12 protein-coding genes are annotated in these 13,552 nt (G+C 55.5%); 9 read left to right on the top strand and 3 right to left on the bottom strand.

Annotated features, from left to right (window positions below; genetic code table 11):
• Nucleotides 1-4: 4 nt before the first annotated feature.
• Nucleotides 5-553, bottom strand: a complete 549-nt coding sequence (locus tag NP590_RS09140; RefSeq protein ID WP_256602053.1) for an MOSC domain-containing protein — start codon at nt 551-553, stop codon at nt 5-7.
• Nucleotides 554-748: 195 nt separating this feature from the next.
• On the opposite strand from NP590_RS09140, the gene NP590_RS09135 reads away from it, so the two are divergent.
• The 9 genes from NP590_RS09135 (at nt 749) to yacG (ending at nt 11,328) form a co-directional block, all read left to right on the top strand.
• The gene (locus NP590_RS09135) at nt 749-3,556 is read left to right on the top strand and encodes a valine--tRNA ligase (protein ID WP_256602052.1); all 2,808 of its coding nucleotides are present in this window, start codon (nt 749-751) and stop codon (nt 3,554-3,556) included.
• Nucleotides 3,557-4,999: an HDOD domain-containing protein gene (locus NP590_RS09130; protein ID WP_256602050.1), complete on the top strand. Its 1,443-nt coding sequence runs from the start codon at nt 3,557-3,559 to the stop codon at nt 4,997-4,999.
• Nucleotides 5,000-5,002: 3 nt separating this feature from the next.
• Nucleotides 5,003-5,800 carry a response regulator gene (locus NP590_RS09125; RefSeq protein WP_256602049.1) on the top strand — a complete coding sequence of 266 codons (798 nt, stop codon included), beginning with the start codon at nt 5,003-5,005 and terminating at the stop codon, nt 5,798-5,800.
• A gap of 94 nt (nt 5,801-5,894) precedes the next feature.
• Entirely contained in the window at nt 5,895-7,604 is a 1,710-nt protein-coding gene (gene pilB, locus NP590_RS09120) for a type IV-A pilus assembly ATPase PilB (RefSeq protein WP_256602048.1), read from the top strand.
• Between the two features lie 3 nt (nt 7,605-7,607).
• Nucleotides 7,608-8,828, top strand: a complete 1,221-nt coding sequence (locus tag NP590_RS09115) for a type II secretion system F family protein (protein WP_256602047.1) — start codon at nt 7,608-7,610, stop codon at nt 8,826-8,828.
• 48 nt (nt 8,829-8,876) lie between these two features.
• Nucleotides 8,877-9,743 (top strand): prepilin peptidase, encoded by an 867-nt coding sequence (locus NP590_RS09110; RefSeq protein WP_256602046.1) that lies wholly within the window; start codon nt 8,877-8,879, stop codon nt 9,741-9,743.
• Nucleotides 9,744-9,746: 3 nt separating this feature from the next.
• A complete protein-coding gene (coaE, locus tag NP590_RS09105; RefSeq protein ID WP_256602045.1) occupies nt 9,747-10,358 on the top strand; it encodes a dephospho-CoA kinase in 612 nt (203 codons plus the stop codon).
• On the top strand, nt 10,355-11,125 hold the full coding sequence (gene zapD / locus NP590_RS09100) for a cell division protein ZapD (protein ID WP_256602044.1): 771 nt from the start codon (nt 10,355-10,357) through the stop codon (nt 11,123-11,125). Before coaE ends, zapD begins: the two co-directional genes overlap by 4 nt.
• Nucleotides 11,125-11,328, top strand: coding sequence for a DNA gyrase inhibitor YacG (gene yacG / locus NP590_RS09095; RefSeq protein ID WP_256602043.1), 204 nt, complete (start codon nt 11,125-11,127; stop codon nt 11,326-11,328). Before zapD ends, yacG begins: the two co-directional genes overlap by 1 nt.
• A gap of 66 nt (nt 11,329-11,394) precedes the next feature.
• Here the strand turns inward: yacG and NP590_RS09090 are convergent, their stop codons facing one another.
• Together NP590_RS09090 and argJ are read right to left on the bottom strand one after the other, a co-directional pair.
• Entirely contained in the window at nt 11,395-12,330 is a 936-nt protein-coding gene (locus NP590_RS09090; RefSeq protein WP_256602042.1) for a Nudix family hydrolase, read from the bottom strand.
• The gene (gene argJ, locus NP590_RS09085; RefSeq protein ID WP_256602041.1) at nt 12,331-13,545 is read right to left on the bottom strand and encodes a bifunctional glutamate N-acetyltransferase/amino-acid acetyltransferase ArgJ; all 1,215 of its coding nucleotides are present in this window, start codon (nt 13,543-13,545) and stop codon (nt 12,331-12,333) included. It lies immediately after the preceding gene.
• Nucleotides 13,546-13,552: the final 7 nt, after the last annotated feature.

Here is a 13,552-nt window from a genome sequence, read left to right as displayed (position 1 = left end):
GTGTTCAGGATGATTCGATTTTGGGCTCCAGTTGCCGAATGGCATTTAACCGCACACTGTCACCGACACGAATCAAACCGCCGGATACAATGCGCGCCGTCATGCCGCCGTGACCGCGCAAGGCGTTATAGCTTCCCAAGCCCAATTCGGCGGGCATCTTCGAACACGGATCGCATGGTCCGGTGATTTGAATAATCACTTCATCGCCCACCGACCATTGCAACACCACATCCGCAAACGGCGAGCGCATCGCAATCAAATTAAGTCCCGAAACGACCAGATTGCGCCGCAAGCGGATTGGCTGCAACTCGGCGATTCCGCACCAATTGGCAATAAGCGGCAAATGTTCGGCCTGAAACAAAGTCAGTTCGCGTTTGGCGGATTGCCTGCCGGAGCGGAGAGTATTCGCCCGTCTATCACCGATCAACCCGCGCCCCGGTTCGGCGTGAGCCGCATCAACCGAAACGGCCAGCTCGTCGCGCGAGTGGCGCAGAATGATGGTCTCCAGCCGGCCTTCGGAAGCGAATTGGTGGGTGAGTTCGCGGAGCGTCATGACGGGCGGTCGTGAGGGCAGATGCGGTTGGCGTAGTTTAACCGTACCGATACACAACGGTCAGGCTAATTGCGTTACGCCAATCGGCTGCGTCAGTCCTAATCCGTGGTGGGCATGGGCTGTTAAATTCCAGCCCCCGACCAATTTACGGTTAAAATAGCCTTAATTTAAACCCAAGCGCATCCGACACAAAACATGGAAAAAACCTATTCCCCGCACGCTATCGAACAACGCTGGTATCAACTTTGGGAAGACAGCGGCTACTTTGCCGCCAAGCAAGATGGCGACTCCTATTGCATCATGATTCCGCCGCCCAACGTGACCGGCAGTTTGCATATGGGCCATGCCTTTCAGGACACCATCATGGATGCGCTGACCCGCTACCACCGTATGAAGGGCTATAACACCTTGTGGCAACCGGGCACCGACCATGCCGGTATCGCCACGCAAATGGTGGTGGAGCGCATCATCAACGCCGACGGCAAAACCCGCCACGACTTGGGCCGCGAAGCGTTTATCGAGAAAGTCTGGGAATGGAAAGAAGAGTCCGGCGGCACCATCACCCGCCAGTTGCGGCGCATGGGTTCGTCGCTGGATTGGCAAAAAGAGCGCTTCACGATGGACGACGGTATGTCGGACGCGGTGCGGGAAGTCTTCATCAAGTTGTATGAAGAAGGCCTGATTTATCGAGGCAAGCGGCTGGTGAACTGGGACCCGGTGTTGCATACCGCTGTTTCCGACCTGGAAGTGTTGTCGGAGGAAGAAAACGGTTCGATGTGGTATATGCGCTATCCGCTGACCAACGGCACCGGCCATTTATTGGTGGCGACCACTCGCCCGGAAACCATGCTGGGCGACGCGGCGGTGGCGATACATCCCGACGACGAGCGTTACAAGCATCTGCTCGGCGAATTCGTCGAATTGCCATTGACCGGCCGCCGGATTCCGGTCATAGCCGACGAGTATGTTGATCCGGAATTCGGTACCGGTGTCGTCAAAATCACCCCGGCCCACGATTTTAATGACTACGAAGTTTGGACTCGCCATAAACAAATGTCGGTGATCGCCGATCAGCCGCACGGAGGCTTGATCAATATCTTTACCGTCGATGCGGCGATACGCGCGAATGATGATGGTTTCGAGATCATTCCGGAAGCCTATATCGGCCTGGACCGCTTCGATGCACGGAAAAAAATCGTCGCCGATCTGGACGCCCACGGCCTGCTGGAAAAAATCGCCGACCACAAATTGATGGTGCCGCGCGGCGACCGCACCGGTGCGGTGATTGAGCCCTTACTGACCAATCAGTGGTACGTGAAAATCGCTCCGCTAGCCAAACCGGCCATCGAAGCGGTGGAAACCGGCGCGATCAAATTCGTGCCGGACAACTGGAAGAACACTTATTTCGAATGGATGCGCAACATTCAGGACTGGTGCATCTCCCGGCAAATCTGGTGGGGCCACCGCATTCCCGCCTGGTACGACGACCAGGGCAACACCTATGTCGGCCGCAACGAAGCGGAAATCCGCGAAAAACACGGTTTAGCAGCCGATTACCCGCTGTTCCAGGATGAAGACGTGCTGGACACTTGGTTCTCGTCGGCGCTGTGGCCTTTCTCGACCCTGGGCTGGCCGGATAAAACCCCGGAACTGGCCGCGCATTACTCGACCAGCGTGCTGGTCACGGGCTTCGACATCATTTTCTTCTGGGTGGCGCGGATGATCATGATGGGCCTGAAGTTCATGGGCGACGTGCCGTTCAAGGAAGTCTACATCCATGGCCTGGTGCGCGACGCCGAAGGCCAGAAGATGTCCAAATCCAAGGGCAACGTGCTCGACCCTATCGACATCATCGACGGCATCGATTTGGAGCCTCTAGTCGCAAAACGCACCACCGGGTTAATGCAACCACAGGATGCGCCAAAGATCGAAAAAGCCACCCGCAAGCAGTTCCCGGACGGCATTCAATCGTTCGGCACCGACGCGCTGCGCTTTACCTTCGCTTCGCTGGCATCGACCGGCCGGGATATTCGTTTCGATTTGCAACGTACCGAAGGCTACCGTAACTTCTGCAACAAATTGTGGAATGCGGCGCGTTACGTGTTGATGAACACTGAGGGTCAAGATAACGGCATTGATTGTGCCGACTGCCACTACAGTCCGGCTGACTTATGGATTTTGTCCAGGCTGAACCGCACCATCGCCGAGACACGCAACGCCATCGACAGCTACCGTTTCGACTTGGCCGCGCAAGCGATCTATGAATTCACCTGGAACGAATACTGCGACTGGTATCTGGAGCTGGCGAAAATCTCGCTGCAAAGTGACGACGCCTTGTTGCAACGCGGCACCCGCCAGACCTTATTGAGAGTGCTGGAAACCGTGCTGCGTTTGGCGCATCCGATCATGCCATTCATCACCGAGGAAATCTGGCAGCGCGTTGCGCCGCTGGCCGGCGTGACTGCCGCGACCATCATGCTGCAGCCTTATCCTGAAAGCGACGATACCGCAATCGATGCAACGGCCGAAACCCAGGTGCAATGGATCATGGATTTCATCCTCGGCATACGCCGCATCCGCGGCGAAATGAATATTGCACCAGGTAAACCGTTGAACGTGCTGCTGCAAAACGGCAGCAACGCCGACCAAGCCTATTTGAAAGAAGGCGAAAGTTATCTGTTGAAACTGGGCAGACTGGAAAGCATTACCTGGCTGGCGGCGGACGACAACGCGCCGGAATCGGCGATTGCCCTGGTCAGCGACATGAAAATCCTCATACCGATGGCCGGCCTGATAGACAAGGATGCGGAATTAGCGCGGCTGGAAAAAGAAATTCAGCGCATCGAAAAAGAACTGCCGCGCATCGAAGGCAAACTAGAGAATGCCGCGTTCGTCGATAAGGCTCCGCCAGAAGTGATTGCCAAGGAACGCGAGAAGCTGACGGGTTTGCGGTCATCGTTGAAAAATCTCAACGAGCAATACGGCAAAATTCAAGCGCTGTAAATGAACGCGGGCGATTTAAACGATAAACAACCCCAAGGTTTGGACGAGTGGGTCGAAATCCTGCGTGATGAAGAAATGCCCATCTTTAGCAACACGGCGCAAAAGATTTATTCCGCCATGGATGACAAAAAGAAGGGGGCCATGGAACTGTCTTCCATTATTTTGCAGGATCCCAGCCTAACCGCCAAACTGTTAAAAATCGGCAACTGCACGTATTACAATCCTTCCCGGCAAAAAATCAGCACCGTTTCCCGCGCCATAGTGATTTTGGGCATGCATATGATTCGGGAACTGACGCTGGCCTGTTCTTTCTTCGAATCGATTTTGTCGCCGGCCAACAAGGAGCGGGCCAACAAGGAGATTGCCCTGGCTATACATGCCGCCGTGCAGGCCAGGGAACTAGCCGTCGCGTTGGGGGACCCGTCGCCCGAAGAGGTGTTTGTCGCGGCATTGCTGCACAATGTCGGCCATGTGGCATTCTGGTGCTCCAATCACCCGAAAATTGCCCGCGTGCATGAGCGCTTGGCGTTGAGCGGGGCTGACGGCGAAGCGGCTGAAAAAGAGGTGCTGGGTTTTCATCTGCAGGATTTGGGTAAAAAGCTCGGCAAATCCTGGCATTTGGGCGGCCTGATTCAGGAGGCCATCAGTCATCCGCAGTCACCGGATACGCGAGTCCGGATCGTCTGTATGGGAGCGCGGATTTGTCAAGCGCTCGACCGGGGCATGGAGTCGGACGAGATGGCGGCTTGTCTGGAAACCTTGCAAAAGTTGGGCGGCGGCGCTACCGAAGGCATCAAATCCAAAATTCAAGCCAACACCTTGAAGGCTATTGAGATAGCGCAGCAATTCGGTGCGCACGACGCGTCGCGATATATCAGTCCTGAGCGCGAGCATGGGACGGTGGTCGTGCAGGATGAGGCGCAATTCGATAAAAAGCAGATACGGTTCCAGGTGCTGCAGGATATTACCGCGCATATCAGTGGCAATATTGATTTGAACGTGTTGTTTGAGATGGTGATGGAAGGCGTTTATCGCGGGGTGGAAATGGACAGAACCATATTCATGTTGTTGGGCCCGGATAAAAAATCGTTGAATGAAAAAATTGCCTTGGGCTGGCAAAAGCAAGCCGTCAACGAAAAAATTCGCGTAAACAATACCGACGCTCAAGGCAATCTGCTGTTTCACGCCTTGCGCGAAGACGATGGGTTGTGGTTAAAGCCCGATCAGCATGGCGCGCTTTATAGCCGACAAATTGAATCGCGGTTTGGCCGGCACGAATGTTTTGTGTTCCCGATTCAGGTGGAGAACAAACCCATCGGTTTGATCTACTGCGACCGCGGGATAGGGCATAAGGCTTTGACCGCCGAAGACTTTTCCGCAACCAAGCATTTTGCCAAACAGGCGCAGATCGGCTTGACCCTATACAGGATGAAACATCATTGACCTATGAACGAGAACGAAATGGCCACTCTGGAGGTGTTTTTGGTAGAACCCTCTCACACTCAACGTATCATCATCAGTCAGCATTTACAGGCCAGTGGTATTCACGCCGTTACCTGTGTTTCCAGCGGCGGGGAAATGCTGGCGCAACTCAAATCGGTCAAACCGGACCTGATCATCAGCAGCATGTATTTACCCGACATGACGGGCGTGGACCTGATTCATGCCATTCGCAAGGACAGCGAATCCTACGACATGGCTTTTTTATTGATTTCCAGTGAAACCAATATTCAATACCTCGAACCGATCCGGCAGGCCGGCGCGATAGCCATCCTGCCGAAACCGTTCACCCAGCGGGAGCTGGATACGGCCCTGTGCGCGGCGCTGGATTATTTGCATCCGGAAAAGGCTGATTTAGAGCACATCGATGTGGAGGATTTGCAGGTTTTATTGGTTGACGATAGTGAATTTTCACGCAAATACATACAGCGCGTATTGAATAATGTCGGGATAGAGCGTATTACTTGCGCCAGCGACGGCAAACAGGCCTTGGGAATGTTTCAGGAACATTTCTTCGATCTGATCGTTACCGACCTGAATATGCCGGAGATGGACGGTTTGCAGTTGGTCAATGCGATACGCGGCGACGCGGAGCAAATAGCGACCGTGCCCATCTTGATGGTGACCAGCGAGCAAAATCAAAACCGCTTGGCGGCCATCGAAAAAGCGGGGGTTTCGGCTGTATTGGACAAGCCTTTCGAGCCGCGGTCGATCAAAAGACTCATTATGCAATTGTTGAGTTAAGTAGTTTGATTTCCTGCCGTTGCGCGCGGTAAAGGTGTGGACAAAATCCTTAAGTCATCTATAGTTGCAGCATAACTAAAAGAAATTACTTTACATGGCCACAGCTCCTTCCAATATTCATTTCAGCGGTTTGGCAAAATGCCTTATTCAACAAGGCGTGCTGACCGAAGAAGCCGCCGCCGCCGCCGTGGAAGAGGCTCAAAAAAATAAACTGCCTTTTGTCAGCTACCTGGTCAAAAACAAGCAAGTGGATAGCCGCACCGTGGCAAATTTGGCCTCGGCGGAATTCGGGGTGCCTTTCCTGGATCTGGATGCCATCGACTTGAGCGGCGTGCCGATCAAGTTGGTCAGCGAAAAGTTGGTGCGCCAGCATCATGCCTTGCCCTTATTCAAGCGCGGCAACCGCTTGTTTGTCGCCACGGCCGACCCCACCAATTTTCAGGCCCTGGATGAGATCAAATTTCATACCCGGCTGAATACCGAAAATATCCTGGTCGAGGAAGAAAAACTCATCAAGGCCATCGATGCGGCATTGGAAGCTGTCGATACCTCCATGTCCAGCATGCTGGACGCCGATCTGGATAACATCAACATCTCCGGTGGGGATGATCAGCCCGTTGAAGAGGTCAGTTCGGATATCGATGACGCGCCCATCGTCCGTTTTGTAAACAAGATTTTGTTGGACTCGATCAAAAAAGGCGTTTCGGATATTCACTTGGAACCGTTCGAAAAAAAATTCCGCATCCGTTTTCGTTCCGACGGGATTTTATCGGAGGTGGCCAGTCCGCCGGTCAGTATTTCCAACCGTATCATTTCCCGGATCAAGGTCATGTCGAAAATGGACATCGCCGAGCGCCGGGTACCTCAGGACGGTCGGATCAAGATGCAGTTGTCCAAAAGCCGCGCCATCGACTTCCGGGTAAACACCTGTCCGACCTTGTTCGGCGAAAAGGTGGTCATGCGGATACTCGACCCCAGCAGCGCCCAGATCGGCATCGAAAAACTGGGCTTCGAGGAAGTACAGCAAAAACTGTTTTTAACCGCCATACACAGGCCTTACGGCATGGTGCTGGTGACCGGGCCGACCGGTAGCGGTAAAACCGTATCCCTCTACACCGGCTTGAACATTCTGAACAGCATAGAGCGGAACATTTCCACGGCGGAAGACCCGGTGGAGATCACCGTGGAGGGTATCAATCAGGTCAACGTCAACCCCAAGGCCGGTCTGACCTTTGCCGAAGCTCTGCGGGCTTTTTTGCGGCAGGATCCCGACATCATCATGGTGGGCGAGATACGGGATTTGGAAACCGCCAGCATCGCGGTCAAGGCCGCGCAAACCGGTCACTTGGTGCTTTCCACCCTACATACCAACGATGCGCCGCAAACCATCAACCGCTTGATGCAAATGGGCATAGAGCCGTTCAATATCGTTTCGGCGGTGAATTTGATCATGGCGCAACGCTTGGCGCGGCGGCTGTGCGAATACTGTAAAAAAGAGGCTGATTTTCCGGAAAGCGTGCTGCTGTCGGCCGGCTATGCGAAAGAAGATATCGGCAGCTTCAAGGTTTACGAGCCGGTGGGTTGCGAGCACTGTAACAATGGTTATAAAGGTCGGGTAGGCATCTATCAGGTATTGCCTATCAGCGAAAAAATGCGGGCCTTGATTCTTAGCGGCGGCAATGCCATGCAAATGGCCGAGTTGGCCAAGAGCGAGGGCATCAACGATCTGCGGGCTTCCGGCTTGTTAAAAGTGCGGCAGGGTATTACTTCGCTGGAAGAAATTGATCGCGTCACCAAGGAATAAAGCATGGCTAAACAAACAGACCAAATCGACTTTCTTTGGGAAGGTCTCGATAAGCACAGTAAAAAAGCCGGCGGCTTGATCAGCGCCAAAAGCGAGGCCATCGCCCGTTCCGAGTTGCGGAAAATGGGGATCAGGGTGGTAAAAATAAAACCCAAGCCCAAGCCCTTGTTCGGGAATAAAGTACAAAAGATCACCACCGGCGATATTGCCGTGTTCGCCAGACAGTTGGCCACCATGCTGGAGGCGGGCGTACCTTTGGTGCAATCCTTCGACATCATAGGCAAGGGCCACGACAATGCCAGCATGTCGGAATTGCTGCTGGGGATCAAAGCCGATATCGAGGGCGGCGATACCCTGGCCCAAGCCATGGGCAAGCGACCGCTTTATTTCGATGACTTATTCTGCAATCTGGTCCACGCCGGCGAGCAGGCCGGGGTGCTGGAAGGTTTGCTGGACAAAATTGCCACCTACAAGGAAAAAACCGAATCCATTCGGAAAAAGGTCAAAAAAGCCCTGACTTACCCGATCGCGGTTTTGGTGGTGGCTTTCATTGTCACGGCGATTTTGCTGATCTTCGTGGTGCCGGTGTTTGAGGATTTATTTAAAAGTTTCGGCGCCGACTTGCCGGCTTTCACCAAGTTCGTCATTGGTTTGTCGGAATGGGTACAGGAATGGTGGTGGGCCGTGGTCGGCGTGATCGGCGGTGTCGGCTATACCTTCAGTTATTTCAAAAAACGCTCTCGACCCTTCAATCATTTTCTTGACCGGGCCTTATTGAAAATTCCGGTTGTCGGCATGATTTTGGAGAAATCGGCCATTGCCCGTTTTGCCCGCACCCTCTCCACCATGTCGGCCGCCGGCGTGCCGCTGGTTGAGGCGCTGGTGTCCGTGGCGGGGGCTTGCGGCAACATCCTGTTTTACGACGGGGTGATGAAAATGCGCGATGACGTTTCCACCGGCCAGCAACTGCAGTTTTCGATGATACAGACCGGTTTGTTTCCCAACATGGTGGTGCAAATGGTGGCTATCGGCGAAGAATCGGGTTCCATCGACAGCATGCTGGACAAAGTCGCCGATTTTTTCGAAGAAGAGGTAGACAACCTGGTCGATAATCTCAGCAGCCTGATGGAACCCATCATCATGGCGGTGTTGGGGATACTGGTGGGCGGCTTGATCGTGGCGATGTACCTGCCCATCTTTAAACTCGGCGCCGCGGTCGGCTAATCGATTGCCTTGGTCGCGGCTCATGCCCCCTTTTTTGCTTGGTAGCGTATGTTTTTGACAAGCTTGCAACAATCCCCGTCGCTATTGATCGGCCTTGTGCTGGTTGTCGGTCTGATGGTCGGCAGTTTTCTGAATGTGGTGATTTATCGCCTGCCCGGCATGATGCAATCGGGTTGGCGGCGGGATTGTCTGGAATATTTACAAATGCCTGCCGAGCCCAAGGGCGAGCGGTTTGATTTGATGTGGCCGGCGTCCCGCTGTCCGGCCTGCAAAACCGAGATCAAGCCCTATCAAAATATACCGGTATTCAGTTACGTCTGGTTACGCGGCAAGTGCGGCCATTGTTCCGCGCCCATTTCTCCACGTTACCCGCTGATTGAAGCCTTTACCGGCCTATGCTCGGCGTTGGTGGCTTGGCATTTCGGCTATGGACTGCCCATGCTATTCGGATTGGTGTTGACCTGGAGCCTGATCGTGCTGAGTTTCATCGACATAGACCATCAACTGTTGCCGGATTCGATCACCTTGCCGGTATTGTGGTTGGGTTTGCTGTTGAGCCTGTTTTCAATTTATACCGACGCGCATGCCAGTATTATCGGCGCCGCCGCCGGGTATTTGAGTCTTTGGAGCGTTTACCATCTGTTTAAATTGTTGACCGGCAAGGAAGGCATGGGTTTTGGCGATTTTAAGCTTTTAGCCATGCTGGGCGCTTGGTTGGGCTGGCAGTATTTGCCCTTGATCATCATCCTGTCCTCTTTGGTGGGCGCCGTCGTTGGTATTGCCATGGTCATGTTCGGACGTCGCGACGCCGCAAAGCCAATCCCGTTTGGCCCCTATCTGGCCGCGGCCGGTTGGCTGGCGTTGATTTGGGGCAGCGATTTAAACCGCCTGTACCTGAGTTTCGCCGGGTTTTAGCCAATGCTGAGAGTGGGGTTGACCGGCGGCATAGGCAGCGGAAAATCGACCGTCTGCCGCTTGTTTGCCGGCTTGCACGTGCCGATCATAGATACGGATGTCATTGCCCGCCAGTTGGTGGAGCCCGGACAGCCTGCCTTGTCGCTGCTCGCGGAGGTTTTCGGCAAGGAGATTATCAAGGCGGACGGATCGCTCGACCGGGCAAGGCTCAGGCAATTGGCTTTTTCCGATCTTCGGCAAAAGCGGCAATTGGACGCCATCATGCATCCCTTGATTTTCAAGGAAGTGGTTGCACAAATTGCCGGCTTGACGGCGATTTACTGTCTGGTGGTGATTCCTTTGCTGGTGGAAACGCAAAATGACTATATCCTGGACAGGGTGCTGCTGGTCGATTGTCCGGAGTCGATGCAAATACAACGCGTCATGGACCGGGATGGGGTGGGCCGAGAGCAGGCCATGGCGGTCATCGCCGCCCAAGCCAGCCGCCGGCAACGTTTGGCGCTGGCACACGATGTGATAGACAATGCCGTGACAGCAGATCGCCTTGCGGAACAGGTTAAAAGACTGCACAATTCCTACCTTTTATTAGCCACCGCTGGGACGACATCGGCTTGAACAGACAAACGACCTACGAATTCCCTCTTAACGAACGAATTCGGGTGTTTATGCGCCTGGAGCAATTATTTCAACAGCTCAGCCACTTCATGGCCGGAGATTCCGTATTCGATAAGCGGGCGGCTGTCGATACCTTGCTGGATATATTGGTCATATTCGGCCGCGCCGATTTGAAGTCGGAATTGATCAAGGAGTTGGATAGACACGCCAAAGTGCTGGGGATGTTGAGCGGCAGCCAGGATGTCGATACGCAAAAATTACAGGAGATACTGTCGGAGCTGACCCAGGCCAGCCGTAATCTTTACAACGCCAGCGGAAAAGTCGGCGCCAGCGTGATGGAAAGCGGGTTGTTTCAGAGTATTTCGCAGCGCAGCACGATTCCCGGCGGTACCTGCTCGTTCGATTTGCCGGCGTTTCATTATTGGCTGGAGCAAGACCGGGCCGACCAGCAAAGGGATTTTCAACAATGGACACAGCCGTTTGCCGACATCCGCAATGCCATCGACCTGATTTTGGGTTTCATCCGCCAAAGCAGCGCGCCGAAACAGGAAATCGCCCAAGCCGGTTTCTTTCAACTGGCTCTGGATAAAAGCCATCCGGTACAACTGTTAAGGGTGGGTGTGTCGGCGTCGGTGGGGTGTTTTGCCGAGATCAGCGGCGGCAAACACCGCTTCAGTATCCGATTTATGATGCCGTCGAGCGACGAAAATCGGCCGACTCAAACGCCAGCGGATATTTCTTTCTCCTTGTCGCGTTGCGCGGTGTAATGGGCGAACGCGCCATCGCCACTGTCGCCTGCCCGACTTGCAAAGCCCCGGTGCCCTGGACGGCCGAGCAGCCCTACAAGCCGTTTTGCAGCCAGCGCTGCAAACTGATCGATTTGGGCGACTGGGCCACCGAGGCGCATAAAATTCCCGGCCAGCCGGTTTCGCCGGAGAGCGATATCGATTGGCGCGGCCCCGAGGAATAAGCCCGCAAGCCAGCGTATCCCCTGGTTCATGATTGGGGCGGGACCCGCTATAAGCACCGAGGTGCCTCAGGTCAAAAAAGCGCTGATACCGGCAATACCCCGAGCGCCGGCATGCCGAGCTCTGTCCATGTCGGCCAGTTCCAGGCCGCCCAGGAAAAATACCGGCAGATTGACCCGGGTTATCAGGTTTGCCGCGGCCTCCCATCCCAATGTCCGGGCACCGGGATGGGTCGGGGTCGGTAAAATCGGCGCCAATACCGCAAAATCCGCGCCTATCTGTTCGGCATGCCGCAATTCCGACAGATTATGGCAGGAGGCCGCCACCCACTGATAATGTGGCGGTCTGGACCGACAAGCCAGCAAGGCCCGGCTGCTGAGATGGATGCCGTCGGCGTTCCGATGGCTCAAGGCCAGATCGGAGTTCAACAACACCCGTATGCCGCGCCGTTGGCATTTTTCCAGGACGGCCTCGCAAACCGCGGATACCGCCGCCGTGGGCAGCGTTTTAAGCCGCAATTGCAGCAACTGAATTTGTTTGTCGACGATGCGTTCCAGGTTGCTCAGCACCTGCTCGGCGTTTTGCCCTTCCAGAATGGCGTAGCGGTCGGGCAGGCGAGCGGCGGTAATGATGGGCAAATTGGCGGCGGGAAATGTGTAAGCGCTCAAGCGTTGCGGCGCAACCCAGCGCATGGCCTGGCCTTCGCGCGCATCGGCCGTGCCGGAGAAATCGGTTACCTGCCAGACATCCAGCAGCACCCGCAGCTCCGGGTAGCGGTGATTGATTTTGATCAGCGGATGGGCGTTTTTTACCGTGATACCCACTTCTTCCCGCAGCTCGCGCCGCAGGGCTTGCGCCACGCTTTCATCCGCTTCCAGCTTGCCGCCGGGAAATTCCCACAAGCCGCCCTGATGGGCGTGTCTGGCGCGCCGGGTCAGCAAAATATTGCCGTCGCCGTCGCGAATCACGCCAACGGCGACATGTACGGCCGGGGTCGCGCTCATTCAGGTACGATATTCGGCATTGATGCGCACGTAATCGTAGGAAAAGTCGCAGGTCAGCACTTCTTCATGCGCGTTGCCCCGGCCCAAGCGCACCGTCACGGTGATTTCGGCCTGGTCCATCACGCGTTGTCCGTCCTGCTCGGTATAAGCGGGCGAGCGGGCGCCATTTTCGACGATGCAGACGGTGCCCAGATAAATTTCGACTTTATCCAATGCCATGTCGGTTAGGCCGGCCCTGCCCACCGCCGCCAGGATGCGGCCCCAGTTCGGGTCGCTGGCGAAAAAGGCGGTTTTCACCAGCGGCGAATGAGCGATGGTTTTGGCCACCCGCGTGGCTTCCGCGTTATCCAAGGCTTGTTCCACCACGATCCGGATCAATTTGGTGGCGCCTTCGCCGTCGCGGACGATCAATTCGGCCAAGCGCTTGCAGACGCGGGTCACCGCTGCCGCGAAAACGGCGTATTCGGGGCTGTCCGCCGTGATTTCCGGCGCATCGCCGCGGCCGCTGGCCAACAACACGCAAGCATCGTTGGTGGAGGTGTCGCCGTCTACCGTGATGCGGTTGAAAGACAGTTCTGCCGCGCGCGACAAACAGGTTTGCAGCAAGTCTTGTTCGATGTTGGCGTCGGTGGCGATAAAGCCCAGCATGGTGGCCATGTTGGGCTGAATCATGCCGGCCCCCTTGGAAATACCGGTAATGGTGACCGGCCGGCCGGCGATATCGATGACGGTCGACGCGCCCTTGGCGAAGGTGTCGGTGGTCATGATGGCGCGGGCCGCCCGGTCCCAATGATCTTCGTGCAAATTCGCCACGGCGGCGGGCAGGGCGGCGGTGAGTTTGGCGACCGGCAAGGGTTCGCCGATCACGCCGGTGGAAAACGGCAATACCTGCTGGGCAATGCCATCCACTTCGCCGGCCAGCGCGGCGCAGCTGGCAAAGGCATCCTGCAGGCCTTGTTTGCCGGTGCCGGCATTGGCGTTGCCGGAGTTGATCAACAGCCAGCGCGGCTCTTGCGCCAGATGTTCGCGAGCGATCAAGACCGGAGCGGCGCAAAAGGCGTTTTGGGTGAACACCGCCGCGCAGCTGCCGGTTTCGGCCATTTCGATAACCAGCACATCATCGCGTACGTTTTGTTTGATGCCCGCGTTGCAGGTGCCGAGTTTGATGCCCTTAACCGGGTGCATCGTGGGGAAATCACATTGTCCTACTGCCATGCCCTTA

This window comes from Methylomonas subterranea, from assembly GCF_024505185.1.
Lineage (GTDB): Bacteria > Pseudomonadota > Gammaproteobacteria > Methylococcales > Methylomonadaceae > Methylomonas > Methylomonas subterranea.
Note: the sequence above shows the minus strand (reverse complement) of the source record. Positions and strands in the feature narration are given on the sequence as shown.

Bases quoted from the DNA above. Each gene is read 5' to 3' on its own strand.
- NP590_RS09140 (WP_256602053.1), bottom strand. From the start codon at position 553: ATGACGCTCCGCGAACTCACCCACCAATTCGCTTCCGAAGGCCGGCTG.
- NP590_RS09135 (WP_256602052.1), top strand. From the start codon at position 749: ATGGAAAAAACCTATTCCCCGCACGCTATCGAACAACGCTGGTATCAA.
- NP590_RS09130 (WP_256602050.1), top strand. From the start codon at position 3,557: ATGAACGCGGGCGATTTAAACGATAAACAACCCCAAGGTTTGGACGAG.
- NP590_RS09125 (WP_256602049.1), top strand. From the start codon at position 5,003: ATGAACGAGAACGAAATGGCCACTCTGGAGGTGTTTTTGGTAGAACCC.
- pilB (WP_256602048.1), top strand. From the start codon at position 5,895: ATGGCCACAGCTCCTTCCAATATTCATTTCAGCGGTTTGGCAAAATGC.
- NP590_RS09115 (WP_256602047.1), top strand. From the start codon at position 7,608: ATGGCTAAACAAACAGACCAAATCGACTTTCTTTGGGAAGGTCTCGAT.
- NP590_RS09110 (WP_256602046.1), top strand. From the start codon at position 8,877: ATGTTTTTGACAAGCTTGCAACAATCCCCGTCGCTATTGATCGGCCTT.
- coaE (WP_256602045.1), top strand. From the start codon at position 9,747: ATGCTGAGAGTGGGGTTGACCGGCGGCATAGGCAGCGGAAAATCGACC.
- yacG (WP_256602043.1), top strand. From the start codon at position 11,125: ATGGGCGAACGCGCCATCGCCACTGTCGCCTGCCCGACTTGCAAAGCC.
- NP590_RS09090 (WP_256602042.1), bottom strand. From the start codon at position 12,330: ATGAGCGCGACCCCGGCCGTACATGTCGCCGTTGGCGTGATTCGCGAC.
- argJ (WP_256602041.1), bottom strand. From the start codon at position 13,545: ATGGCAGTAGGACAATGTGATTTCCCCACGATGCACCCGGTTAAGGGC.